Genomic DNA, 22,925 nt, shown 5'->3' with positions numbered 1-22,925 from the left:
CGAGCGTCAGGCGGGCCAGAGCCCGCTCGGCCAGGGCTCGAGATCGTAGCGCTCCTCGATCGACCAGGCCTCGTCGGAGAGGCGCTCGCCGCGCATCCAGTGGCGATCCTGGTCGTCCCCCGGCGGCAGGCCCCGCGCGAGCGCTTTCTCGCGCTCCTCCTCGGCGTGTAACGCTCTCACCTTCTGCTCGGCTGCTTCGCGATCGGTCATGTCGACACTCCTCGGCGGAGAAAGAACGAACCATGGCCGTCTTCCGCCGCGCAAATTCGCCCTGATCTCGGTCAATGAGCGTGCGGGGGCCGACAGGTCGACGTGACACTAGGAGGTTGCGCGCGGACGCGTTACCAACGGCGCGGATGCGAACCGCATTGTGATCGGGAGTATCGAAGAGGATGCGAGCTATGAAGGGTATCGTGCTGGGCGTTGGGCTGTCGCTCGCCTCGTCCGCGGTGGTGGCGCAAGGCCAGCAGGGTGATCCCAAGGCGACCGAGCAATGGTCGCCGGCGGTGCCGGTGGTGACGCCGGGCGCCTTCGCCGGCTGGGCCGCGCCCGCCGACGCGATCGTGCTGTTCGACGGCAAGGGGCTGGACCGCTGGACCGCGGTGAAGACCGGCGGCGCCGCCGGCTGGACCGTCGCGGACGGCGCGGTGACGGTGAAGAAGGGCACCGGCAACATCCAGACCAGGCAGTCGTTCGGCAGCTACCAGCTGCACCTCGAGTATCGCGTCCCCGCGAACATCACGGGCGAGGGCCAGGCGCGCGGCAACAGCGGGCTGTTCCTCGCCTCTACCGGGCCGGGCGATGACGGCTATGAGTTCCAGATCATGGACAGCTACAACAACCCGACCTACGTCAACGGTCAGCTCGGCTCGATCTACAAGCAGACGCCGCCGCTCGCCAATCCAGCGCGACGCCCGGGCGAGTGGCAGACGATCGACGTCACCTGGGAGGCACCGCGCTTCGGCGCCGACGGCGCGGTGACGCGACCCGCGTTCGTCACCGGCTACGTCAACGGCGTGCTGGTGCAGGACCATACCGAGGTGCGCGGCGGAACGGTCTATATCGGCAAGCCCAGCTACAAGCCGCACGGCAAGGCACCGATCAAGCTGCAGGACCACGGCGACCCCAGCCAGCCGATCAGCTTCCGCAACATCTGGGTGCGCGAGCTGCCCGAGCGCGAGTGAAACACGCGCCGCGTTACCTGCCCCGCAGGGCGGCGCGACGGCGGTAAGGCTCGGGTTTGCGCGAGAGCGCCAACCCGGGTCTCAACGGCTCATCAGGGCGCTGCCGGCGTCAGCACGAGCAGTGCCACGCCTTGGCGCGGCAGCGTGAAGGCGATCTCGCCCGCGCCCTGCCGTACTGCCAGGCGCGCGGCCGGCGCGATCGGGTCGAGCGCCGCCGCGCGCTTCAGCGCCGCGCGCTGCGCGTCGCTCGGCGCCAGTGGAGAGCCCATCTTCCGCCACGCGGCGAAGCTGTTGGCGTGGCTCTCGTCGACCCGATACTGCGTCAGCGTCGCGCCGTGGGCATAAGCGCGCGGCAGGTCGCGCAGCCGCACGCGCACGGCCGCGGCGGGTCCGGCGACGTCGTCGTCGTGATAATGCCACACCATCACCGCCATGCGATCGCCCGCGCGCGTCGCCACGGTGCCGACATCGGCGTCACCGCGCACGCCGTCGCTCAGCGCGGAATCCAGCGCCACCTGATGGTCCGAGCGCGCGCTCACGTAGCGGCCGCCCATCTTGGCGAAGAGCTTGAAGGTGTTGATCACCGGCAGGTCGATCCCGCCCGAGGTGAGCTGGCGGAAGCCGGCGAATGGCGCCTGATCCTCGAACTCGAACGCCCAGGTCAGCACCCCCTCCAGCGTCAGCCCACGCCGCTGCGCCAACGCGCGCAACCGCGGGAATGACGCGGCGGTGTAGCTCGAATACATCGTGCCGTTGCGATAGGCGTTGGCCGGCCCCTGGCAGGCGGCGCAGCCCTCCGGATCCGACTCGCCGATCACGATCGGCTTGGAGCGGAAGACCGGATCGGCCGCGATCGCGGCGAACTCGTGATCGGCGGCCTTCAGGTGCGTGTTGAGGCCCATGCGGACGTAGCTGCCGCCCGCGCCCTCGATCACCTTGGGCTGGCCCTTGGCGTGGAACGAGAGGAAGTCGGTCGGCGTGCCGGCGGCGCGCGCATGGACCATGAAAGCGGTGAGGAAGTCGTCGCCCGCACCCGCGCTGTCCGGCCCGCCGACGCGCGCCTCGGGTAATGCGCGCCGCACCCCGCGCACCGCGGCGTCGTGCAGGCGGAAGAACTCCTCGCGCGTGCCGCCCCAGTAATATTGCGGCAGGTTGGCCTCGTTCCAGGTCTCGAAATACCAGCTCGCCACCTCGCCGCGGCCGTAGCGTTCGACGCAGTGACGCACCCATTGGTGGATCAGCTCCTCCCAGCGCGCATAGTCGCGCGGTGGATAGGCCCAGCCGGTCCGCAGCTCGCCGCTGCCCGGGCGCCAGTCGTGCTGATACGGCTGTGGTCTGGTCGAGAGCGCCTCGGGCATGAAGCCGAGCTCGACGTAGGGCTTCACTCCGCGCGCGCGATACGTGTCGAAGATGCGGTCGACGATCGTCCAGTCGTAGACCGGACGGCCGGCGGCATCCTCGCGATAGACTCCGGTCGAGCCCCATTTGAGCGCGGGCGTGCCGTCGCCCGAAGTGAGTAGATTGTGCGTGCGAAAGTAGACCCGATCGGGCGCGAGCGCGCCGAGCGTCGCCAGCGTGGTGCGGCCGTCCTTCATCGTCGCGTAATTGGGCTCGTCGGCGCCGAAGAAGCGCCACTCCTGCGCCACCGGTCCCTCGTCGCGCGCGGCGTCGACGTCGATCCTGACCGCGAAGGACGTTTGGTCCGGATCCGCCGCGGCGGGCGCGGCCCCGGCCAGCACCGCGATGGCCAAGCCTTGTCTCCACACGCGCATCGCTATTCCCCCTTTTTCAAGGATGATGCGAGCGTACGCGTGGCCGCGCAAGCGCGTCGGGTGCGATGGTGCCCCCGGCGAGATTCGAACTCACGACCTGCGGTTTAGGAAACCGTCGCTCTATCCTGCTGAGCTACGGGGGCGCCGCTCGCCCCCGTAGGTTCTCGCGCCGAGAGGGTCAATCGCTCACCAGCTCAGCCCGGCCCGGACGTACAGGTAGCGCCCGTTGAAGCCGAACGGCGAGTAATAGGGGAAGCCGATCACCCCGGTTGAATTGTTCGCGGCGATGGTGCGATCGGGGTAGACGTCGAACAGGTTGCTCACCCCGAGCGCGACCTGGCCGCCGGGCAGCGCCTGGTAGCGCAGCTCGAGATCGGTCACGGCGTGCCGCCCCGTACGCACGTCGGCGGCGGGAGTCGTGCCCGGCTGGTTGACGTCGCCGTAATAGGTCACGCGCGCGAGTGCGCCGAGCTGGTCGAGCGACCAGTCGATCGTGCCCGTGACCTTCTCGCCGGGCGTGCCCTGCTCCACCGTCAGCACGCGGCTGCGCGCAAAGAGCGTCGGCGCCGGGTCGAGCACCGCGGTCGAGGTCGGCACGTCGGTCACCTCCACCTTGTTGACGTTGCCCGCCACGGTGAGGTCGAACGCCCCCGCCCGCTCGGTGCGGAGGCGATAGTGCGCGACCGCGTCGATGCCCTTGGTGGTCGAGCGTACGCCGTTGATGAAGAAGCGCGCCGCGGTCACGCCATAGGGCGACAGCAGCGCCGCGACGGCGGGGCTGGACGAGGCGTTGATATTCTCGGACAGCGCCAGCTGGTCGCGCAGCTTGATGTAATAGCCGTCGACCGAGAGATCGAAGCCGCCGAAGCGAATCACCGTGCCCGCCGAGAAGTTGGTCGATTTCTCTGGGTCGAGCGCGACGCCTCCGAGCGCCGTGCCGAGCCCGCTGGTCGAGGGCGTCGTCGCGGTCAGGAAGGGCACGCCGTTCTGCACCACCGAGGCGGTGGAGGTGAAATATTGCTGCTGGAGTGACGGCGCGCGAAAGCCGGTCGAGACCGTGCCGCGCAGCGCGAGCCACTCGGCGATGTCGTAGCGCAGCGACGCCTTGCCGTTGGCGGTCGACCCGAAGTCCGAGTAATCCTCGAAGCGCCCGGCGAGACCGAGCAGCAGCGCGTCGGTCAGCTGCGCCTCGACGTCGAGATAGGCGCTGCCGTTGCGGCGGGACCGCTCGAGCGCATTGGCCTGGGTCAGCGCGGGGAAACCCTGCGCGCCGGCCGACACGCCTGACACCGGCTGGCCCGCGGCCTCGCCCGCCTCGATCTTGTATCCCTCGCGACGGCCCTCGAGCCCGAAGGCGACGTTGAGCGACTGGAACACGTCGAACTTGCGCGTGACGTCGAGCCCGGCGACCCACTGGTCATAGATCAGCCGCCCGTCGTAGAAGGTCGTCGGTGAAGCGTTGCCGGCCGCGAAGTTCGCGGTGTCGAGCGTGCGGAACGACAGGCGATTGCGCCCGTAGCTGACGTTCAGGTCGACGTTCCACCCCGCCACCTCGCCGCGCACGCCCAGCGCCGAGTTGAGGTCGGTCGACTTGGTGTTGATGATCGGCAGGAAGCCAGCCGGATGGAGCGCGTTGACGGTGTAGCCGCTGGTCACGCCCGGCAGCCGCGGGAAGGCGGCGCCGCGCACGTCGCGGTCCTGGTAGCCGGCCCAGCCGTACAGGCTCCACGTGTCGGTGAGCGAGGTGCCCGCGTTGGCGAAGACGGTATATTGCTCCAGCGCCGGGTCGCCGAAGCGGCCGGTAACGCGCGTGGGTGAGACACGCGGGTCATAGTCGGCACGATTGGTCGGCTGGCGGCGGTTATACTCGCCCGAGAGCGTCAGGAAGCCGTCGCTGCCGAAACCGATTCCCTGCCAGGCCGAGGCGGTCACGTTGTTCTCGCCGGTGACGTGGCGGCTGCCGCGTGCGGTGTCGACGTCGGTGTCATAGAACCCGTAGGTCACGGTGGCGCCGCCGCCCGAGCGCGCCTCGCGCAGCCGCAGGTTGACCACGCCGGCGATCGCATCCGAGCCATATTGCGCCGCCGCGCCGTCGCGGAGCACCTCGACCCGGTCGAGCGCCGCGACCGGGATGGTGTTGAGATCGACCGCGGACGAACCGCGCCCAACCGAGCCATTGGTGTTGAGCTGCGCCGAGGCGTGGCCGCGCACCCCGTTGATCAGCACCAAGGTCTGGTCGGGCGAGAGCCCGCGCAGCGTCGCGGGGCGCACCGCATCGGTCGCGTCGGTCGCGGCCGCGCGCGGGAAGTTGACCGAGGGCGCGACGTTGGCAAGCGCCGCCGCCACCTCGGTGGTGCCCTGGCGCTGGAGGCTGGCGCCGCTCAGCACGTCCACCGGCGATGCGCTCTCAAGCCGCGTGCGCCCCGCGGCGCGCGTGCCGGTGACGACGATGTCGTCGCTCTCCGCGGGCAGTGCGGCGGTATCCTGCGTCGGCGCAGCCTGCGCCTCGGTCGCGGGCTGTGCCTGCGGCAGTTCGCCCTGCGGCTGCGGCTGCTGCGCGAGCGCGGACGGGGCGACCATGGTCAGCGCGCTGGTGACGAGGAGGCTGGCGGCAAGACGATGCATGGCGGGGATCCCTGTTCTACCGCGTCCGCACGCTGGCGCGCGGCGCGTTCGTTGGGATCGCTTTACGCCGGTTCGGCGCGCCGCGGCTCAAATCTGCGTTGGGGACGGCCAAGCAATTCTACCGAAGATCCACCGGCCCGATGTGGATTGCGGCGCGAGCGGACCGGGGACGGGCGCGGCGCCCGCCCCCGCGAGCTCAGTGCTTCACCTCGCGCCAGACGTTCTGGTACGCGCCCCACGTCAGGTAGATGAAGACCATCAGGAAGATCACCGCGGCCAGACCGGCGGCGTGACGCGCCTCGAGGTTGGGCTCGGCCGTCCAGGTCAGAAAGGCCGCCACGTCGCGCGCCATCTGGTCGCGCGTCGCCTTGGTGCCGTCCGAATAGGTCACCTGCCCGTCCGACGTCAGCGGCGGCGGCATCGCGATGTTGAGGTTCGCGAAATAGGGATTGTAGTGGAGTCCCTCCGGCGTCTTGGCGTCGGGGAACTTCTTGAGCAGCTCGGCCGGCTGGTCGCGATAACCCGTGATCAGCGCATGGACGTAGTTGCTGCCGTCCTCGCGCGCCTTGGTCATCAGCGAGAGATCGGGCGGCAGCGCATTGGCGTTAGCGGCGCGGGCGGCGACCTCGTTGGCGAATGGCGACGGGAAGTGATCAGACGGCATGTTCTTGCGCGTCGCCGGCTCGCCCGTCTCCGGGTTCACGCTGGGCTGCTCGATCACCCACTGCGTGGCGATCGCCTTCACCTCGGCCTCGGAATAGCCGATCTTCTGCAGGTCGCGGAAGGCGACATATTTCAGCGAGTGGCAGGCCGCGCAGACCTCCTTGTACACCTGGAAGCCGCGCTGCACCTGCTGGCGGTCAAACTTGCCGAACCAGCCCGCGGAGGACAGGTTGATGTCCTCCGGATGCAGGTGGAACTCATGCTCGGCGGTGTGCGGCGCCGGATTCTGGATCGCGTCCTTCGCGGTGAAGAACAGCGCCAGTGCGAGCACGAAGACGAACCCCGCACCGATCACCAGTGATATGAGACGAACCATTGCCTGTCAGATCCCCTCTTCGTCTCGTTCTCAACCCGCCAGCGCGGTCTTGGTGGGCGCGGTGCCGCCATGCTTCGACAGCACCGCCTCGGTGATCGAGTTGGGCAGCGGCCGCGGCCGCTCCGCCGCCGACACCAGCGGCAGGATGATCAGGAAGTGCGCGAAATAATAAGCCGCGGCGATCTGCCCCATCATCACGTTGCGCGCGCTCGCCTCGGCACCGCCGACATAGCCGAGCACCAGCACGTCGAACACCAGCACGATCAGAAACCAGCGATAGGTCGGCCGGTAGTTGGCCGAGCGCACCGGCGAGCTGTCCAGCCACGGCAGGAAGAACAGCAGCAGGATCGAGCCGAACATCGCCAGCACGCCCCACAGCTTCGCCGGCAGGATGAAGTCCGCGGTGAAGCTCTTGAGGATCGCGTAGAACGGCAGGAAGTACCATTCGGGCACGATGTGCGCCGGCGTCGAGAGCGGGTTGGCCTCGATGTAATTGTCCGGATGCCCCAGCAGGTTGGGCGAGAAGAACACGAAGGTGGCGAAGATCAGGAAGAACACCGCCACGCCCACGCCGTCCTTGGCGGTGTAATATGGGTGGAACGGCACGGTGTCCTGCTCGCCCTTGACGTCGACGCCAGTGGGATTGTTCGATCCCGGGATGTGCAGCGCCCAGATGTGCAGGATGATCACGCCCGCGATCACGAACGGCAGCAGGTAGTGGAGCGAGAAGAAGCGATTCAGCGCGGCGTTGTCGGGCGCGAACCCGCCCAGCAGCCAGATTCGGATGGTGTCGCCCACCAGCGGGATCGCCGAGAAGAAGCCGGTGATCACCTGCGCCCCCCAGAAGCTCATTTGCCCCCAGGGCAGCACATAGCCCATGAAGGCGGTGGCCATCATCAGCAGGAAGATAACCACGCCGAGCAGCCACACCATCTCGCGCGGCGCCTTGTACGAACCGTAATACAGCCCGCGCCCGATGTGGATGTACACCACCGCGAGGAACATCGACGCGCCGTTGGCGTGCGCATAGCGCAGGAACCAGCCCGCGTTGACGTCGCGCATGATGCTCTCGACCGAGCCGAAGGCGACCGTTCCGTTGGCGGCATAATGCATCGCCAGCACCACGCCGGTGACGATCTGGATCACCAGCGCCGCCCCGGCCAGCACGCCGAAGTTCCAGAAATAGTTGAGGTTGCGCGGCACCGGATAGCCCGCACCGATGGCGTTGTAGACGAGGCGCGGCAGCGGCAGCTTCTCGTCCAGCCAGCGCATCAGCGGCTGCTTCGGCTCATAATGCTTGGCCCAGGGAAAGCTCATCTCTCGTTCTCCCTTAGCCGACCGTCACGACGGTGTCGGACGTGAAATTATATTCGGGCACATGCAGGTTCTGCGGCGCCGGCCCCTGGCGGATGCGGCCGGCGGTGTCATAGGCGGAGCCGTGGCACGGGCAGAAATAACCGCCGAACGGGCCCTTGTTCTCGCCCTCGCCGGCGCCCAGCGGCACGCAGCCGAGATGGGTGCAGACGCCCAGCGTGATCAGCCAATTCTCCTTGCCCGCCTTGGTCCGCTCGGCGAGCGTCTGCGGATCGCGCAGCGAACCGACGTCGACCGCATTGGCCTCGCCGATCTCCTTGGGCGTGAGATTGCGCACGAACAGCGGCTGTTTGCGGAACGACGACTTGATCGCCTGCCCCGGCGCGATCTTGGAGATGTCGATCTCGGTGGTCGACTGCGCGAGCACGTCGGCCGAGGGGTTCATCTGGTTGATCAGCGGCAGCACGATCGCGACCGCGCCGACGCCCGCGAAGGACACGGCGGCGATGTTGATGAAATCGCGGCGACGCGGGTCGTGGGCAGGCTCATGATAGGGTGCGGGGTCCTCGCCCGGCGGAATATTGTTCTCGACCGTCGCCATTCGCGTCAAACCTCTACCCGTTTCGTTCTCCCGCCGGGTCGATCCGATGCCGTCGCGACATGCCGCCTCCCCGCGCGACCTGCCCGTCCCCGAGGCGGTCTGGCGGGGTGATAGCCGCGAGCCTCGCGCTTTGCCAATCCCATTTTGCGGTCGCGCAGCAACCTGCGTAGAGCGGCGGTGATGCGGATCGCGCTGTTCCAACCCGATATCGCCGGCAACGTCGGCACGTTGCTGCGGCTCGGCGCCTGCCTCGACGTCGCGGTCGACCTGATCGAGCCGATGGGCTTCCCGTTCGGCCAGCGCGGGCTGGCGCGCGCCGCGATGGACTATGCCGCGCACGTCCAGGTCCGTCGCCACGCCGACTGGAACGCGTTCCTCGCCACCGTCGCCGGCCGCGTCGTGCTCGCCACCACTGCGGGTGCCGTGCCGCTGCCGCAGGCCCGCTTCGCCGCGGACGACGTGCTGCTGCTCGGCAGCGAGGGCGCGGGCGTGCCGCCGCACGTCCACGATCGCGCCGACCTGCGCGTGCGCGTGCCGATGCGCGCGGGGTTGCGCTCGCTCAACGTCGCGGTCGCGGGCGCGCTGCTCCTTGGCGAGGCGCTGCGCCAGACCGGCGGATGGGACAGATTGACCGATTGACCCGAACCCTCCCCGCGGGCGAGAGCACATCTCCATGATATTGGACGAACAGCAGACCGCCGCCCGAACCTGGTTCGAGCAGCTGCGCGACCTGATCTGCGCCGAGTTCGAGGCGATCGAGCGCGAAGCCGGCTCCGACGCGCGCTTCGACTATCTCGCCTGGGACCGCGCCGATCCGAGCGGCGCGCCCGGCGGCGGCGGCGTACGCGGGGTGATGAAGGGCCGCGTGTTCGAGAAGGTGGGGGTCAACGTCTCCACCGTCGGTGGCACGTTCGAGGGCGATTTCGCGCGCACGATCCACGGCGCGGGCGACGATCCGCGTTTCTTCGCCACGGGCATCAGCCTGGTCGCGCACATGGCCAATCCGCACGTCCCCGCGGTGCACATGAACACGCGCTTTCTCGCCACCACCAAGCGCTGGTTCGGCGGCGGCGCCGACCTCAATCCGCCGCTGCCGATCGCGGAAGACACGGACGACTTCCACGCCATGCTGGCGCGCGCCTGCGACCGTCACGACAGCGGCTATTACCCGCGCTTCAAGCAATGGGCCGACGAGTATTTCTACATCCCGCACCGCGGCGTGCACCGCGGCGTCGGCGGCATCTTCTACGACCATCTGGAGGGCAACTTCGCCGCTGATCTCGCCTTCACCCAGGACGTCGGCCGCGCCTTCCTCGAGGCCTATCCGCGCATTGTGCGGCGGCGGATGCACCTGCCGTTCACCGACGCGGACGTCGCGCAGCAGCGCGAATGGCGCGGGCGCTACGCCGAGTTCAACCTCGTCTACGATCGCGGCACCTTGTTTGGCCTGAAGACCGGCGGCAACGTCGACGCGATCCTGATGAGCCTACCGCCGGTGGCGACATGGGGCTGACCCACCTCCCCGCCGATCAGATCGCCGCGGTGGTCACCTCGCTGGAGATGCGAGGCCGCCCCTCGTTGCGCCCGATGCCCGACTCGCCACTGCGGCTGGTGCGCTGGGCCCGGCCCGAGCCCGAGAAATACCGCACGCTGTTCCGCCGCGTCGGCTCACGCTGGCTGTGGTTCTCGCGCCTCGTCATGAACGACGCTGCGCTCACCGCGATCGTGCACGACACGCAGGTGCAGGTGTTCGCCGCGGTCGACCGCGCCGGCGTCGAGGTCGGCATGGTCGAGCTCGACTTCCGCTCCGCCGGCACCTGCGAGATCGGCTATTTCGCTCTCGTGCCCGAGCTGACCGGCCAGGGGCACGGTCGCTGGCTGATGGCGGAGACGCTCGCGCGCGCCTGGGTCGCCGGCGTCAATCGCGTGTGGCTTCACACCTGCACGCTCGACCATCCCTCGGCGCTCAACTTCTACCGCGCGCAGGGCTTCACCCCGGTGCGCCGCACGATCGAGACCTTTACCGACCCACGCGTGACCGGCGCGCTGCCCGCTGACGTCGCGCCTCAGCTGCCCCTGCTCGCCCCGACGCGGTAGACCACCACGCCCACCAGCAGCACCGCGACCGCATAGGCCGCGGGTACCAAGGCGAGCAGCGCGTCCACCAGCGCGAGCAGCACCGGATCACCGCTGCCTGGCGCGCGCAGCGCCTCGTCCGCGCTGAGCAGCGGCGACACCACCACCCATTGCGCCAGGAACAACGTGACGAGCGCGCCGGTGATCGCCCAGTCCTGTCCCTTGGTCAGCTTCCAGCTCAGCCGCAGCGCCGGGCCCGCGCGCAGCGCCGGGTGGCGCGCCAAGGCGGGCAGTGCCGCGATCAGCCGCGCCTGAACGTAGAGCCCGGGGAGTACGAGCAGCCACAGGCCGAGCCCGACCGGCACCGCGACCGCGACGCTGACCAGCACGAACGACCACAGCCGCGCCAGCGCCTGGCCCAGCGCCTGCCCCACCGTCAGCCGGTCGGGGTCGAGCAGCAGCAGCGCGATCGCCGCCACGCCATAGGTGGCGAGCAGATCGGCAAGCAGGTAGAACAAGGCGTTGCTTTGCCCCCAATCGCCCACCGCGGCGAGCCAGGCACGCATCATCAGCTCGTCGCGTGGTGCCGGCGGCAGCGGCGGCAGCGGGTCGCACAGCAGCAGCGCGGCGAAGGCCGGGAGGAAGACGAACAGCGCGGCGAGCCGCAGCACCAGCGTGCGGTCGCGGCGGAACAGCCGCCACGCGACCGAGAGGAGTCCGGCGAAGGTCAGGCTCATGCGAACGGCGCCGCCTCATCGCGCTCGCGCGCCGCGGCATAATATTGCGCGTAGAAGACGTTCTGCACCACCGTGGCGCCGGCGCTGACGATCGCCAGCGCGACCGACGTGCCGAACAGCACGGCGCCGTCGCTGTCGAGCAGCAGCTGCAGCACGACCCCGACAACCGAGCGCACGGCGACGCTGAGCACCATCACCAGCACGGCGTACAGGATCAGCACCCCGATCAGCCGCGCCGCGGCGCCGCGCGTCAGCGCGAAGGCGCGGCGGATCGCGCCGAGCCCGAGCCGCTCGTTGACCACCACCGCGAACAGTGGCGCGAGCCGCGCGCCCAGCCACAGCAGGAGCGCGGCGGCGACGAGGATCAGCCCTGCGGACAATGCGAGCGGGCCGGCCGCGGCGCGCTGCATCTCGACCATGCCCGCTGCCGTGACGGTCGCACCCGCCGCGATCAGCGCAAGCGTGCCCGGCACGAAGGTGAGCGACAGCGCGATGATCAGCACCAGCGTGACGCCGATCGCGGCGGGAAGCCGGTTCGCGGCGAGCCGATAGGCCGCGCCGCGATCGACGTGCGGGTCGCTCGCCACCGCGGTGATCGCGAGCATGCCGAACAGCATCAGCACCGCAGAGACCAGGCTCGCCAGCAGCCGCGCCGCCTGAACGTCACCGAAGCTCGTCACCGCGGCGCTCAAGACCGCGGGCAGGAACAGCGTGGCGAAGGCGATGCCGGCGAGGATCGCGGCGCGCCCGCGCAGCACGTCGACCGTGCGCTCCCACACCATGGCCATCCTGATCATCGCGTCTTCCCCTTCCCGCGCCGGCCTAGCGCTCCGCCGACGGCTTGCCAACCGCGCCTGGCGCGCACATCTGGCGGGCATGCAGCGGCGAGCATCGACCATCGAGGACGTGGAGTGGCGCGTGTCGCCGGGGCTCACCGACTATGCCGCCGCGCTGGCGGCAATGGAGGCGCGCGCCGCCGCGATCGCCGCGGGCGAGGCGCGCGAGCTGGTGTGGCTGCTCGAACACCCGCCGGTCTACACCGCCGGCACCAGCGCCGACCCGCGTGAGCTGGTCGATCCGCGCTTTCCGGTGGTCCCCGCAGGACGCGGCGGACGCTACACCTATCACGGGCCGGGGCAGCGGGTCGGCTATCTCATGCTCGATCTCAATCGGCGCGGCCGCGACGTGCGCTGCTTCGTGCACGCGCTGGAGGGGTGGCTGATCGCGGCGCTGGCCGAGCTGGGCATAACGGCGTTCCGCGCCCCCGGGCGGATCGGCATCTGGACGCACGACCGTGACGGCGGCGAGGCCAAGATCGGCGCGATCGGCATCCGCGTGCGCCGCTGGGTGACGCTGCACGGCTTCTCGATCAATCTCGCGCCCGACCTTGCGCATTTCGGCGGCATCGTGCCGTGCGGCCTGGCCGACTATCCGGTCACCAGCGCGGCCGCGCTCGGTTCGCCGCAGGAATTTGCAACTTTCGACGCCGCGTTGACGTTAACCGCCGACGCCTTTCTCGAAAGCCTGACTTGCGTCGGTGAAAACGAGGCTTGAGAGGGCGGTCATCTGTGATTAATGTCTACGCCGGTTTGGGATAAAAAACGGCCGGGTGGTCGCCAAATCCACAGTCTAGGGAGCAAATTCATGCGTGCAGTCATCACCAAGATCCTCGGCGGTTCGGCGCTCGCGGCAGCCGCTCTCGCCGTCTCGGCGTGTGGTTCGAAGACCGAGACCAGCGAGAACACCATGATCACCGACATGAACGCCACCGAGGGCATGGACACCATGACCGACAACATGACCGCCGTTGACGGCGCCATGAACGGCGGCATGATGGCGAATGACACCATGGGCAACGACATGATGATGTCGAACATGTCGAACGCGATGTAATCTGCCGCGATCCGGCGATTGTGTTGACGGGGCCGCGCGGGAAACCGGGCGGCCTCTTCTTTTGTCTTGCGGAAGCGATTGTCGTTACGCAACGTCAACAAGCAACACCGTGGCAGCGACACCACGCGCCGGAATGAATCATTTGCGCGACAGAATGTTCTTGGGCCATTTACCCGGTTTGACGTAAAAGGAGCGCGCGGCCGTAGCTGCGACGAGGAGTGTTGGGGAATGATGAAGGTGGGGATCGTCGGCGCCTGGGTGGCGTTGGCGGCTGGGGTGCTGGCGACGACGCCGGCTTCTGCGCAGTTTTTCTTCAAATCGAAGGATTTGCGCGGCGAACCGATCATCGGGAACGAGGACGGCATGGGGCATCCGCTGCCCGGCGCCACCCCCGCCGAGCTGCGCGCCGGCGTGGTGTGGAACATGCGCGCCGCGCTCAACGTCGCCGCGCTGCAATGCCAGTTCGAGCCGACGCTGCTGACGGTGCAGAATTATAACGCGATCCTTGCAGACCATCGCGTCGAGCTGCAGAATTCGTTCGACACGCTGGGCAAATACTTCACCCGTGTCGCCAAGACCAAGAAGGACGGCCAGACCGCGCTCGACCAGTTCGGCACGCGCACCTATTCCGGCTTCGCCACGGTCGCGGCGCAATTCAACTTCTGCGCCACCGCGGCCAGCATCGGCCGCGATGCGCTCTATGCACCGCGCGGCGGCTTCGGCGACGTCGCCATGGCGCGCATGCGTGAACTGCGCAGCAGCCTGAAGCCTTATGGCGAACAGCAATTCCCCTCGCTCCAGGTGCTGCCCGCGACGCTGCCGCGCTTCGACGAGGCGTGCTGGAAGAAGGAGTTGTTCGTCGAGCAGAAGTGCGGCGCGCCGCTGACCCCGGTGGTCTACGCCGCGCGCTGATCCATGGCGGCGCCGGTGCGGCGCCGTCCTCTTCCGCAGCATCATGTCGGGAGGCTGCGCCAGGCGCAGCTTCTAGACGAGCGAAAGTCCGGCGCGGTTGAAGCGCTAGCGTGTTCCTGCGCAACCGGCAGCCCAGCGCCACGAACGCGCTTCCGGTGGGCGCGGGCGTCGACGGACCAAGCTTTTGGCAGCGCCCGCCGCAGTCGAGCTGGGACTACACCCGCGACATTTGGTCAAGCGAGCGGCTGCCGTCGCCCGACACTCGGCAGCTTACCAGATCTCGCCGCACCTCAATCGTGATGTCAGCGACCGCTGACAAGCCGACCTCGTCGATAAGCAAGAAAAACTACCCCCGAGATCCTGTCCTCTGCTGAATTGGCGGCTGCTCCCCACTGCCGGCAAAGATCGCCGCAACACCTTATGCCTTCAAGGCTTTTTGACTCACCGTCACATGCTGGTGACGCTCGCATCCGAAAAGGATACGATTGTAGTAGATGGGCGGACCGGTCGCTGCCACGTTCCAAGTGTCGACACCGGCTCGCTTATTTGAGCAGCAAGATAGTCTTTCGCGCCAGCCTGTTTCGTTTTCGGACTCGCTCGCGCCTAACCGTTAACGTAGCGTTATAGCTATTCCTTCCCAGACGCTCCGGCCAACACTCACCGGACCGTCGCGCAACCCTTAGGTTCAGGAGGAAAACGCATGCGAAATCTTGCACTTGCTATCGTGCTCACGGCGACGGCAACGATTACCGCGACACCGGCGCTCGCAGCCACCGATCCGGTGTCCGGCACCGTCGGCGCGACCTTCAGCGATCCGCAGCCGGGGACGGGCGTCTCCACCGGCATCGGCAGCGATCATATAACCTGGGGCACCCCCGTGACGGGCTATAAGGCCAACAAGTTGAGCTTCCAATCGAACACGCCGTTCTCGGCGCTGCTCGGCGAGCAGTTCAAGGTGGGCTCAATTTCCTACTACAACGGCACGATCCTCGACGGCACCGAACTGACCGGGCTGACGCTCAACCTCGGGCTCAACTTCACCAATCCCGCGATCGGGCTGCTGACGAAGAGCTTCGCCCTCGGCCTGTACAGCACCCCCAACACCGGCAGCGCGGACGAAAACGCCGATTACGTCTACCTGCCCTCGCTGCAGAGCATCAACAATTTCGTGGTCGACGGGCAGGCGTATCAGTTCGAGCTGCGCGGCTTCGACAATGTCCGCGGCGACGGCTACCTCAACTCCTCGGCGAGCGAGTTCCACGTCCGCGAAGGCCAGAGCGCGACCGCCGACGTGTTCGGCGTGCTCAGTGCCGTGCCCGAGCCCGGCACCTGGGCGATGATGCTGATCGGCTTCGCTATGATCGGCGTCGCGATGCGGTCGCGCCGGCGCGACAGGCCGGCGGCCTTGGTCTGATCGAAGCCTCGTGGCGCGCGGGTCGTCGGGTGGCACCGACGGTCCGCGTTCCGCAACGCCGTCAGCGCAGCCCCAGCAGCTTGTGCGTCTGGAGCGACAAGCGCCAGCGCGGACGCTCCATCACCAGCGCCATCGCCGCCGCGACGTTCGCCTCCCCCGCGGCATCGTCGAGCGGCTGGAGCAGGAAGTGGCGGAAGCCCCAGCCCTCCACCGCGTCGAGGTCGGTGCCGGCCTGCGGCCAGACGAGCTTCAGCTCGTCGCCCGAACGCTGCACCGTCTCGCTCCCGGCCTTGGGGCTGATACACACCCAGTCGATGCCGGGATGCACCGGCAGCGTGCCGTTGCTCTCGATCGCGATCTCGAACCCGGCAACGTGAAGCGCGTCGACGATGGCGTCGTCGACCTGGAGCATCGGCTCGCCCCCCGTCAACACCACGAAGCGTCGCTCGCGCTCCGGCCCCCAGAAGCCCTCCGCCGCCACGACCAGCGCCGCGGCGTCGGCGAACCGCCCGCCGCCCGCGCCGTCGACGCCGACGAAATCGGTGTCGCAGAAGCGGCACACCGCGGTGGCGCGGTCCTGCTCGCGCCCGCTCCACAGATTGCAGCCGGCGAAGCGGATGAACACCGCGCGCCGTCCAGCCTGCACGCCCTCCCCCTGGAGCGTCAGGAACATTTCCTTTACCGCGTAGCTCATCTCACGCGACCGGCGGGATCACCGCATAGTCGGTCGGATCGGGCACGCCGGCCTCGACGAAGCCCTTGTGACGCAGCCGGCAGCTGTCGCACCGCCCGCAATGCAGCCCGCCCGGCGCTGGATCGTAGCATGACCAGCTCATCCCCATGTCGAGCCCGAGCCGTGCACCCTCGCGCACGATATCGGCCTTGGTCATGTGCTGGAGCGGCGCCTGGAAGCGGAACGGCTGGCCCTCGACGCCCGCCTTGGTGGCGAGTTCGGCGAGCCGCTCATAGGCGGCGATGAACTCGGGGCGGCAGTCGGGATAGCCGGAATAATCGAGCGCGTTGACCCCGAGATAGATGTCCCTCGCGCCAGCCGCCTCGGCCCAGCCGAGCGCCAGACTGAGGAAAATCGTGTTGCGCGCGGGCACGTAAGTGACGGGGATGGTGCCGTCGACACCGTCCTTCGGCACGTCGATGTCCCGATCGGTCAGCGCTGAGCCGCCGAAGGCCGAGAGGTCGATCGGCAGCACGACATGGCGCGTCGCGCCGAGCGCGTGCGCAATGCGCCGCGCGGCCGCGAGTTCGACCTGATGGCGCTGGTTATAGTCGATCGAGAGCGCGAGCAGCGGGTGGCCCGCCTCGCGCGCGAGCGCGGCGGACACCAGCGAGTCGAGCCCGCCCGAGACGAGCACGACGGCGGAGGTCAATTGGGTCATGATGCGGCGCCAGCTAGGCGTTCGCGCGCGCGAGCGCAAGAAAAAGGGCCGCCCGAAGGCGGCCCGTGAGGAGCTTGAACGGTCAAGCTAGGGAGAGAGCGTGCCGCATGAACAGCACGAGGTCGCTTATGGGGGAAGAAGGTTAAGATTGGGCTAACGGTAAGCGGAGGTACAGCCGTCTGGCCCAGCCTCCACTCACCCCAGGGCTCCGCCCCCTACCCCCCGGTTGGCTCGAGTAGCGATCGAGCCTGTCGAGAGCGCGTATCGAGAGCACACCGCCCGCGCCCCCTTCTCGACACGCCGTCCCGACAAGCTCGACGGCTACTCGAAGCGAACGGCGAAGGAGATCAAGCGAACAATGTGGGCAGAACAAGAGCGCGGTTGGTCACGGCAGCCCCCCTCACCCCACCAGCTCATCCGCCCGCACCGGGAAGCTGGTTGAGCAGAAAGCGCAATCGACCGCGATCACGCCGCTCTCGTCCGCCATCGCCAACCGCTCTTCCAGCGGGAAGCGCGCGAGCACCGAGCGGATGTAATCGACGTCGCAGCGGCAGCCCTTCACCAGCGCCTGCCCCGCGAGCACGCGCACCTCGGCCTCCTCGTTGAACAGCCGCCAGACCAAGGTCTCCAGCGTCACGGCAGCGTCGGCGAGCTCGTCGCTGCCCATCGTCTGGCCGAGCGCCTCGACATGCTCCCACTCGGGATGGTCGAGCTTGGTGTGGAGCCGCTCGCGCCCTTCCTCGCCCTCGGGCAGGTGCTGGAGCAGCAAGCCGCCCGCGACGCAGCGGCCATCCGCGCCCTTGTTCATGCCGACGCGCACCAGCGTCGGAATCTGCTCGGACTGGTAGAAGTAACTCTGCGCCGCCTCGCTCAGTGTGTCGCCGTCGAGCGGAACGATCCCCTGATAGCGCTCGCCGGTGGTGGCGAGATCGAAGGTGATCGCGAGATAGCCCTTGCCGAACAGCGCGAACAGCGACGGCTCCGCGGGTGCCTGCGCCAGCCGTTCCGCGTCATACTGGATGTAGCCGCGCACCTCCCCGCCGCGATAGTCGCACACCAGCAGCGTGACGACGCCCGCCTCGGTCTGAGTCTGCATCGTCAACTGGCCCTGCGGGTCCTTGAGCGTGCTGCCGATCAGCGCGGCGAGCGTCAGCGCCTCGGCAAGCAGCTTCTCGATCGCGGGCGGATAGGCGTGCGCGGCGAGGATCGTGTCGAGCGTCGGCCCCAGCCGCACTACCCTCCCGCGCGCGTGCTGCGCCGCGATGGTGAAGCCGAGCGCGCGGTCGAGGTCGGGAGCGTGGTCGGGGATGTCGGTCAAGGCTGCCTCATGCTGGCGGGGTCGCAGAACCACCGGCTGCCCTCTCCGTCACCCCGGACTTGATCCGGGTCCATCGTTCCGCACGCGCTCCGGCTGGTAGCGTGCGCGGCGCCATGGATGCCGGATCGCGCCCGGCATGACGGGGACGGACGAGCAAATGGTTGATCCTCCCCTAACTGGGAAGCCGCGCCGCCGCGATCAACCGATCTGGCCGAAGCACCAGCGCAGCACCGATTTCTGCGCATGGAGCCGGTTTTCCGCCTCCTGCCAGATGAGCGACTGTGGGCCGTCGATCACCTCGGGCGTCACCTCCTCGCCGCGGTGCGCGGGGAGGCAGTGGAGGAACGCGGCGCCCGGCTTGGCCGCGGCCATCAGCGCGGCGTCGACCTGATAGGGCATCATCGCGCGCAGCTTGGTCTCGGCCTGCGCCTGGCCCATCGAGATCCAGGTGTCGGTGACGACCACGTCGGCGTCGGCCACCGCCTCGCGCGGGTCGGCGACCACGCGCGCGCGGCCCGAGGCGCGCACGATCGCCTCCTCCTCGGGCTGGAACCCCTGCGGGCAGGCCGCGACCACGTCGAAATGGAGCAGCGCCGCCGCCTCGACGATCGAGGCGAGCACGTTGTTGCCGTCGCCCAGCCACGCCACCTTGAGCCCCGGCAGCTGGCGCCCGCTCTCCACGATGGTGAGCAGATCGGCCATGATCTGGCACGGGTGCGATGCGTCGGTGAGGCCGTTGATCACGGGCACGCCGGCGTGCGCCGCCATCTCCTCGAGCTTGGCGTGGTCGTCGGTACGGATCATGATCGCGTCGACATAGCCCGAGAGCACGCGCGCGGTGTCCGCCACCGTCTCGCCGCGGCCGAGCTGCATCTGGCCCGCCTCCATCACGATCGACTGGCCGCCGAGCTGGCGGATCGCCATGTCGAAGCTGACGCGGGTGCGGGTCGAGTTCTTCTCGAAGATCATCGCCAGCACGCGGCCGGCGAGCGGTGCGTCGGCGTCGGCGCGGCCCTTGGCCCAGCCCGCGCGCGCCTGTTTGCGCTCGAGCGCATCGGCCAGCATGGCGGCGATCGCGTCGCCACCGGCGTCGCTGAGGCTCAGGAAATGGCGCATCTTATTCCTCCCCGGCACTGGGAGGGGGACCAGCCGCGGGCTGGTGGAGGATGACGAGGTCAAACATGCCCCGCATGTTGCAGGATCATGTGCGACATGATCCGACCTCGTCATTTCCACCAGCGCCCTGCTCGCGGAGTTCCCCCTCCACCATACTTCGCATGATGAGCGGGTGAATTTGCCCCCGGCAAATTCAGCCCTGTGCGGGGCACAGGGCGGCCCCACACATCCCTCCCCGTTGCCGGGGAAGATTTCAGGTCACTCGTCGGCCACGGGCACGTAGACCCGCGCGGCCTCGCTCAGCTTCGCGACGCACTCGGCGATATGGCTCTCGTCGATCACCAGCGGCGGCAGCACGCGAACCACATTCTCGCCCGCCGCCACCAGCAGCAGTCCGTGCTGGTCGCGGCAGTGCGCGACGAAGCGCCGGCTGTCGCTCTTCAGCTTAAGCCCCAGCATCAGCCCGTGGCCGCGGACATGGTCGAACAAATGATCGTGGTTGGGGATCAGCTGCTCCAGCGAGGCGCGCAGCCGCTCGCCCATCCGCGCCACCTGGTCGAGAAAGCCCCCCTCCAGGATCACGTCGAGCACCGCCTCTCCCGCCGCCATCGCCAGCGGGTTCCCGCCATAGGTCGAGCCATGCGTGCCGAACACCATGCCCTTGGCCGCCTCGGCGGTGGCGAGACACGCGCCGAGCGGAAAGCCGCCGCCGATGCCCTTGGCCACCGCCATGATGTCGGGCGTGATGCCGTACAGCTCGTGCGCGAAGAACTTGCCGGTGCGACCATAGCCCGCCTGCACCTCGTCGAGCACGAGCAGCAGTCCATGCTCGTCGCAGGCCTTGCGCAATCCCTGCAGAAACTCCTCGGACGCCGGGCGGATACCGCCCTCGCCCTGGATCGGCTCGACCAGGAAGCCCGCTGTATGCTCGTCGATCAGCGCGAGCGCGCCCGCCAGATCGTTGAACGTGGCGTATTTGAAGCCCGGCAGCAGCGGCTCGAAGCCGTCGCGCATCTTGGCCTGGTTGGTCGCCGAGATCGCGCCGAGCGTCCGCCCATGGAAGGCGGTGTCGAAGGTGATCAGGTCGTGCCGCTGCGGGTTGCCGTTGGCATGATGGTAGCGCCGCGCGGTCTTGATCGCGCATTCCACCGCCTCCGCACCCGAGTTGGTGAAGAACACCGTGTCCGCGAAGGTGTGATCGACCAGTCGCTGCGCGAGATGCTCACCCTGCGGACTGCCGTAGAGGTTGCTGGTGTGCATCAGCGTCGCGGCCTGGTCGGCGATCGCCTTGACCAGCGTCGGGTGGCCGTGCCCGAGCGCATTGACCGCAATGCCGCTGGCGAAGTCGAGATACTGCTCGCCGTCCTCGCCGTAGAGATAGACGCCTTCGCCTCGCACCGGGCGCACGCCGCACCGCGGGTAGACGGGCATGAGCGCAGGGGTGGACGACACGGGGCCTTCTCCTCGGAAAGAACAAGGGCGGCCCGACCGGACCGCCCCGGCCCGTCTTCTACGGTGGCCCGCCGCGGCGGGTCAACACCGCGCGCGATGGTGCTTGCGCCGCGACGGCGATTGCGCTCGTGCCGCGACTATCCCACATAGGGAAGTAACACACCATTTGGGGAATCCATGGCCGATCCATATGCGACGCTGGGCGTGGCGCGCGGCGCCAGCGAGGCGGACATCAAGAAAGCCTATCGCAAGCTCGCCAAGGAGCTGCATCCCGACCGCAACCAGGACAATCCCAAGGCGGCGGAGCGGTTCGGCCAGGTGACCTCGGCCTATGATCTGCTCACCGACAAGGACAAGCGCGCGCGCTTCGACCGCGGCGAGATCGACGGCGACGGCAATCCCGCCGCCCCCTTCGGCTATGGCGCGGGCGGCGGGCGACCAGGCGGCGCGGGTGGCTTCCGCTCGCACCAGTTCGACATGGGCGGCGGCGAAGCGCCCGACATGTCCGATATCTTCGAGGGCCTGTTCGGCGGCCGCGGCGGTGGTGGCGGCGGGTTCGCCAGCGGGTTCGGGCGTCGCGGCGCCGGCCCGCCGCCGAAGGGCGGCAACGTCGCCTATCGCCTCCAGGTACCTTTCGCCGACGCCGCCGCGCTCGCGCCGCAGCGCGTGACCCTGGCCGACGGCAGCACGATCGACCTCAAGCTGCCCGCCGGGGTCGACACCGGCACGCAGATGCGCCTCTCCGGCAAGGGCGACCCCGGCGCCGGCGGCCCGGGCGACGCGATCGTGACGATCGAGATCCAGCCGCACCGCTTCTTCACGCGCGAGGGCGACGACGTCCGGCTCGACCTGCCCGTGTCGCTCAAGGAGGCGGTCGAGGGCGGCGCGGTCAAGGTGCCGACCGTCGACAAGCCGGTGATGCTCAGCGTGCCGCCCGGCTCCACCTCGGGCAAGACGCTGCGGTTGAAGGGCAAAGGCTTCCACCGCAAGGCCGGAGGCCGCGGCGACCAGCTCGTTCGCCTGGTGATCGACGTGCCCGCGGATGACGCCGCGCTCAAGTCCTTCGTGGCGGGCTGGACCGGCGGCGGGAACCCGCGCGCGAACATGGGCGTCTGATGTGGGTGACGGACGCCCCTCCCACGCTCACGCCTGAGGATCGCGCACGCCATCATGGCGCCGCGCGACGTCGCCTCGATCGCCAGCTCGCGCATGTCCGGCCCGGCAGCTACAGCTGGTCGGTGCTGAAGCGCGCCGCGGTCGGCGTCTATACCGACGGTTTCATCCACGCCGGCAACCTCGCCTATCTCGCGCTGATGACGGTGTTTCCGTTCTTCATCGTCGCCGCCGCGGTCGCCTCGCTGTTCGGGCAGACCGACGAGGTGCAGCGCGGGGTCGCCAGCTTCCTCTCGGTGCTGCCGCGCGATGTCGGCACGATCCTGCGCGAGCCGATCGGCAACGTGCTGCACGCACGCACCGGCTCGCTCTTGTGGTTCGGCGCGCTGGTCGGTCTGTGGACCGTCGGCAGCTTCGCCGAGACGATCCGCGACATCTTCCGCCGCGCCTATGGCACGCGCTCGTCGCAGTCGCTGTGGCGCGCGCGGCTCGGGCTCAGCCTGGCGATCATCGGCTCGATCGTGATCGCGCTCTTCTCCTTCCTGGTGCAGGGGCTTCTGATCGCGGCCGAGCAGTTCATCTACCGGCTCCTGCCCGTGGCGCAGCATGTCGCAGACTGGCTCAACCTCGCCCGGCTGGTGCCCGCGGCGGTGATGTTCGGCGCGCTGTACATGCTGTTCTACTCGGTCACGCCGGGCCGCTATCGCCGCAGTGACAGCAAGAAGTGGCCCGGCGCGCTGTTCACCACTCTGTGGTGGGTGAGCATGACCGCCGGCCTGCCCTGGGTGCTGTCGCAGCTCGGCGGCTATGACCTCACCTACGGCAGCCTCGCCGGGGTGGTGGTGATGCTGCTGTTCTTCTATCTGATCGGCCTCGGCCTAGTGTTCGGCGCTCACCTGAACGCGGCACTGGCGGAGCCGCCCGTAGCGGTTGTAGAGGGGGCGGAACAAGATGAATGACATGCA

Annotated in this window: 23 protein-coding genes and 1 tRNA gene; 10 read left to right on the top strand and 14 right to left on the bottom strand. The window is 68.6% G+C overall.

Annotated elements, in window-relative coordinates; genetic code table 11:
- Positions 1-6: 6 nt before the first annotated feature.
- Positions 7-210: a hypothetical protein gene (locus tag QBJ89_RS10100; protein ID WP_223012572.1), complete on the bottom strand. Its 204-nt coding sequence runs from the start codon at positions 208-210 to the stop codon at positions 7-9.
- A 191-nt stretch (positions 211-401) separates the two neighbouring features.
- Here QBJ89_RS10100 and QBJ89_RS10095 point away from each other — a divergent pair, with 191 nt between their 5' ends.
- Entirely contained in the window at positions 402-1,184 is a 783-nt protein-coding gene (locus tag QBJ89_RS10095; protein ID WP_277980388.1) for a 3-keto-disaccharide hydrolase, read from the top strand.
- A gap of 92 nt (positions 1,185-1,276) precedes the next feature.
- Here QBJ89_RS10095 and QBJ89_RS10090 read toward each other — a convergent pair whose 3' ends face one another.
- The 6 genes from QBJ89_RS10090 to petA form a co-directional block, all read right to left on the bottom strand.
- On the bottom strand, positions 1,277-2,935 hold the full coding sequence (locus tag QBJ89_RS10090) for a GH39 family glycosyl hydrolase (protein WP_277980387.1): 1,659 nt from the start codon (positions 2,933-2,935) through the stop codon (positions 1,277-1,279).
- An 87-nt stretch (positions 2,936-3,022) separates the two neighbouring features.
- Positions 3,023-3,099: transfer RNA gene (locus QBJ89_RS10085), tRNA-Arg, on the bottom strand.
- 43 nt (positions 3,100-3,142) lie between these two features.
- On the bottom strand, positions 3,143-5,581 hold the full coding sequence (locus tag QBJ89_RS10080; protein ID WP_277980386.1) for a TonB-dependent receptor plug domain-containing protein: 2,439 nt from the start codon (positions 5,579-5,581) through the stop codon (positions 3,143-3,145).
- Between the two features lie 196 nt (positions 5,582-5,777).
- Entirely contained in the window at positions 5,778-6,620 is an 843-nt protein-coding gene (locus tag QBJ89_RS10075; RefSeq protein ID WP_277980385.1) for a cytochrome c1, read from the bottom strand.
- A gap of 30 nt (positions 6,621-6,650) precedes the next feature.
- Positions 6,651-7,937: a cytochrome b gene (locus QBJ89_RS10070; RefSeq protein ID WP_277980384.1), complete on the bottom strand. Its 1,287-nt coding sequence runs from the start codon at positions 7,935-7,937 to the stop codon at positions 6,651-6,653.
- 13 nt (positions 7,938-7,950) lie between these two features.
- Positions 7,951-8,535 (bottom strand): ubiquinol-cytochrome c reductase iron-sulfur subunit, encoded by a 585-nt coding sequence (gene petA, locus QBJ89_RS10065; protein ID WP_277980383.1) that lies wholly within the window; start codon positions 8,533-8,535, stop codon positions 7,951-7,953.
- 180 nt (positions 8,536-8,715) lie between these two features.
- Between petA and QBJ89_RS10060 the strand changes: the two genes are divergently transcribed.
- The 3 genes from QBJ89_RS10060 to QBJ89_RS10050 are packed head-to-tail and all read left to right on the top strand — an operon-like array spanning position 8,716 to position 10,632.
- Positions 8,716-9,174 (top strand): tRNA (cytidine(34)-2'-O)-methyltransferase, encoded by a 459-nt coding sequence (locus QBJ89_RS10060; protein WP_277980382.1) that lies wholly within the window; start codon positions 8,716-8,718, stop codon positions 9,172-9,174.
- A gap of 34 nt (positions 9,175-9,208) precedes the next feature.
- Complete coding sequence (hemF, locus tag QBJ89_RS10055; protein ID WP_277980381.1) at positions 9,209-10,048, top strand: oxygen-dependent coproporphyrinogen oxidase; 840 nt, start codon at positions 9,209-9,211, stop codon at positions 10,046-10,048.
- A complete protein-coding gene (locus tag QBJ89_RS10050; protein WP_277980380.1) occupies positions 10,039-10,632 on the top strand; it encodes a GNAT family N-acetyltransferase in 594 nt (197 codons plus the stop codon). Before hemF ends, QBJ89_RS10050 begins: the two co-directional genes overlap by 10 nt.
- Here the strand turns inward: QBJ89_RS10050 and QBJ89_RS10045 are convergent.
- Together QBJ89_RS10045 and QBJ89_RS10040 are read right to left on the bottom strand one after the other, a co-directional pair.
- The gene (locus tag QBJ89_RS10045) at positions 10,602-11,348 is read right to left on the bottom strand and encodes a hypothetical protein (protein ID WP_277980379.1); all 747 of its coding nucleotides are present in this window, start codon (positions 11,346-11,348) and stop codon (positions 10,602-10,604) included. The genes QBJ89_RS10050 and QBJ89_RS10045 overlap by 31 nt on opposite strands.
- Positions 11,345-12,145, bottom strand: coding sequence for a hypothetical protein (locus tag QBJ89_RS10040; RefSeq protein WP_277980378.1), 801 nt, complete (start codon positions 12,143-12,145; stop codon positions 11,345-11,347). Before QBJ89_RS10040 ends, QBJ89_RS10045 begins: the two co-directional genes overlap by 4 nt.
- A gap of 79 nt (positions 12,146-12,224) precedes the next feature.
- Between QBJ89_RS10040 and lipB the strand changes: the two genes are divergently transcribed.
- The 4 genes from lipB to QBJ89_RS10020 all read left to right on the top strand — a co-directional run bounded on the left by lipB (position 12,225) and on the right by QBJ89_RS10020 (position 15,567).
- Entirely contained in the window at positions 12,225-12,902 is a 678-nt protein-coding gene (gene lipB / locus QBJ89_RS10035; RefSeq protein WP_277980377.1) for a lipoyl(octanoyl) transferase LipB, read from the top strand.
- Positions 12,903-12,992: 90 nt separating this feature from the next.
- Positions 12,993-13,241 carry a hypothetical protein gene (locus QBJ89_RS10030; RefSeq protein WP_132909422.1) on the top strand — a complete coding sequence of 83 codons (249 nt, stop codon included), beginning with the start codon at positions 12,993-12,995 and terminating at the stop codon, positions 13,239-13,241.
- 228 nt (positions 13,242-13,469) lie between these two features.
- Positions 13,470-14,153 (top strand): hypothetical protein, encoded by a 684-nt coding sequence (locus QBJ89_RS10025; RefSeq protein WP_431522526.1) that lies wholly within the window; start codon positions 13,470-13,472, stop codon positions 14,151-14,153.
- Positions 14,154-14,853: 700 nt separating this feature from the next.
- Positions 14,854-15,567 carry a choice-of-anchor K domain-containing protein gene (locus QBJ89_RS10020; protein WP_277980376.1) on the top strand — a complete coding sequence of 238 codons (714 nt, stop codon included), beginning with the start codon at positions 14,854-14,856 and terminating at the stop codon, positions 15,565-15,567.
- A 61-nt stretch (positions 15,568-15,628) separates the two neighbouring features.
- Here the strand turns inward: QBJ89_RS10020 and queE are convergent, their stop codons facing one another.
- From queE to QBJ89_RS09995, 5 genes are all read right to left on the bottom strand, one after another.
- The gene (gene queE / locus QBJ89_RS10015) at positions 15,629-16,261 is read right to left on the bottom strand and encodes a 7-carboxy-7-deazaguanine synthase (RefSeq protein WP_277980375.1); all 633 of its coding nucleotides are present in this window, start codon (positions 16,259-16,261) and stop codon (positions 15,629-15,631) included.
- Between the two features lies 1 nt (position 16,262).
- The gene (gene queC / locus QBJ89_RS10010) at positions 16,263-16,961 is read right to left on the bottom strand and encodes a 7-cyano-7-deazaguanine synthase QueC (RefSeq protein WP_277980374.1); all 699 of its coding nucleotides are present in this window, start codon (positions 16,959-16,961) and stop codon (positions 16,263-16,265) included.
- 400 nt (positions 16,962-17,361) lie between these two features.
- Positions 17,362-18,279, bottom strand: a complete 918-nt coding sequence (locus tag QBJ89_RS10005; RefSeq protein WP_277980373.1) for an Hsp33 family molecular chaperone HslO — start codon at positions 18,277-18,279, stop codon at positions 17,362-17,364.
- A gap of 198 nt (positions 18,280-18,477) precedes the next feature.
- A complete protein-coding gene (gene argF / locus QBJ89_RS10000; protein WP_277980372.1) occupies positions 18,478-19,395 on the bottom strand; it encodes an ornithine carbamoyltransferase in 918 nt (305 codons plus the stop codon).
- 258 nt (positions 19,396-19,653) lie between these two features.
- Positions 19,654-20,847 carry an aspartate aminotransferase family protein gene (locus QBJ89_RS09995; RefSeq protein WP_277980371.1) on the bottom strand — a complete coding sequence of 398 codons (1,194 nt, stop codon included), beginning with the start codon at positions 20,845-20,847 and terminating at the stop codon, positions 19,654-19,656.
- 177 nt (positions 20,848-21,024) lie between these two features.
- On the opposite strand from QBJ89_RS09995, the gene QBJ89_RS09990 reads away from it, so the two are divergent.
- Together QBJ89_RS09990 and QBJ89_RS09985 are read left to right on the top strand one after the other, a co-directional pair.
- On the top strand, positions 21,025-21,963 hold the full coding sequence (locus tag QBJ89_RS09990; protein ID WP_277980370.1) for a DnaJ C-terminal domain-containing protein: 939 nt from the start codon (positions 21,025-21,027) through the stop codon (positions 21,961-21,963).
- Positions 21,963-22,919 (top strand): YihY/virulence factor BrkB family protein, encoded by a 957-nt coding sequence (locus QBJ89_RS09985; protein ID WP_277980369.1) that lies wholly within the window; start codon positions 21,963-21,965, stop codon positions 22,917-22,919. The genes QBJ89_RS09990 and QBJ89_RS09985 overlap by 1 nt, the downstream gene beginning before the upstream one ends.
- The last annotated feature ends 6 nt before the right edge of the window (positions 22,920-22,925 follow it).

The sequence above is a fragment of the Sphingomonas phyllosphaerae genome (assembly GCF_029623345.1).
Classification (GTDB): Bacteria; Pseudomonadota; Alphaproteobacteria; order Sphingomonadales; family Sphingomonadaceae; genus Sphingomonas; species Sphingomonas phyllosphaerae_C.
This window is presented reverse-complemented; position numbering and strand designations above follow the sequence as displayed.

What these genes read in the sequence shown, in the direction of transcription:
- QBJ89_RS10080 (WP_277980386.1), bottom strand. Translation starts at nt 5,581, where the DNA reads ATGCATCGTCTTGCCGCCAGCCTCCTCGTCACCAGCGCGCTGACCATG.
- QBJ89_RS10045 (WP_277980379.1), bottom strand. Translation starts at nt 11,348, where the DNA reads ATGAGCCTGACCTTCGCCGGACTCCTCTCGGTCGCGTGGCGGCTGTTC.
- argF (WP_277980372.1), bottom strand. Translation starts at nt 19,395, where the DNA reads ATGCGCCATTTCCTGAGCCTCAGCGACGCCGGTGGCGACGCGATCGCC.
- QBJ89_RS10025 (WP_431522526.1), top strand. Translation starts at nt 13,470, where the DNA reads ATGATGAAGGTGGGGATCGTCGGCGCCTGGGTGGCGTTGGCGGCTGGG.
- QBJ89_RS10040 (WP_277980378.1), bottom strand. Translation starts at nt 12,145, where the DNA reads ATGATCAGGATGGCCATGGTGTGGGAGCGCACGGTCGACGTGCTGCGC.
- QBJ89_RS09985 (WP_277980369.1), top strand. Translation starts at nt 21,963, where the DNA reads ATGTGGGTGACGGACGCCCCTCCCACGCTCACGCCTGAGGATCGCGCA.
- QBJ89_RS09990 (WP_277980370.1), top strand. Translation starts at nt 21,025, where the DNA reads ATGGCCGATCCATATGCGACGCTGGGCGTGGCGCGCGGCGCCAGCGAG.
- queE (WP_277980375.1), bottom strand. Translation starts at nt 16,261, where the DNA reads ATGAGCTACGCGGTAAAGGAAATGTTCCTGACGCTCCAGGGGGAGGGC.
- petA (WP_277980383.1), bottom strand. Translation starts at nt 8,535, where the DNA reads ATGGCGACGGTCGAGAACAATATTCCGCCGGGCGAGGACCCCGCACCC.
- QBJ89_RS10095 (WP_277980388.1), top strand. Translation starts at nt 402, where the DNA reads ATGAAGGGTATCGTGCTGGGCGTTGGGCTGTCGCTCGCCTCGTCCGCG.
- hemF (WP_277980381.1), top strand. Translation starts at nt 9,209, where the DNA reads ATGATATTGGACGAACAGCAGACCGCCGCCCGAACCTGGTTCGAGCAG.
- QBJ89_RS10075 (WP_277980385.1), bottom strand. Translation starts at nt 6,620, where the DNA reads ATGGTTCGTCTCATATCACTGGTGATCGGTGCGGGGTTCGTCTTCGTG.
- QBJ89_RS10070 (WP_277980384.1), bottom strand. Translation starts at nt 7,937, where the DNA reads ATGAGCTTTCCCTGGGCCAAGCATTATGAGCCGAAGCAGCCGCTGATG.
- QBJ89_RS10050 (WP_277980380.1), top strand. Translation starts at nt 10,039, where the DNA reads ATGGGGCTGACCCACCTCCCCGCCGATCAGATCGCCGCGGTGGTCACC.
- queC (WP_277980374.1), bottom strand. Translation starts at nt 16,961, where the DNA reads ATGACCCAATTGACCTCCGCCGTCGTGCTCGTCTCGGGCGGGCTCGAC.
- QBJ89_RS10060 (WP_277980382.1), top strand. Translation starts at nt 8,716, where the DNA reads ATGCGGATCGCGCTGTTCCAACCCGATATCGCCGGCAACGTCGGCACG.
- QBJ89_RS10100 (WP_223012572.1), bottom strand. Translation starts at nt 210, where the DNA reads ATGACCGATCGCGAAGCAGCCGAGCAGAAGGTGAGAGCGTTACACGCC.
- QBJ89_RS10030 (WP_132909422.1), top strand. Translation starts at nt 12,993, where the DNA reads ATGCGTGCAGTCATCACCAAGATCCTCGGCGGTTCGGCGCTCGCGGCA.
- QBJ89_RS10020 (WP_277980376.1), top strand. Translation starts at nt 14,854, where the DNA reads ATGCGAAATCTTGCACTTGCTATCGTGCTCACGGCGACGGCAACGATT.
- lipB (WP_277980377.1), top strand. Translation starts at nt 12,225, where the DNA reads ATGCAGCGGCGAGCATCGACCATCGAGGACGTGGAGTGGCGCGTGTCG.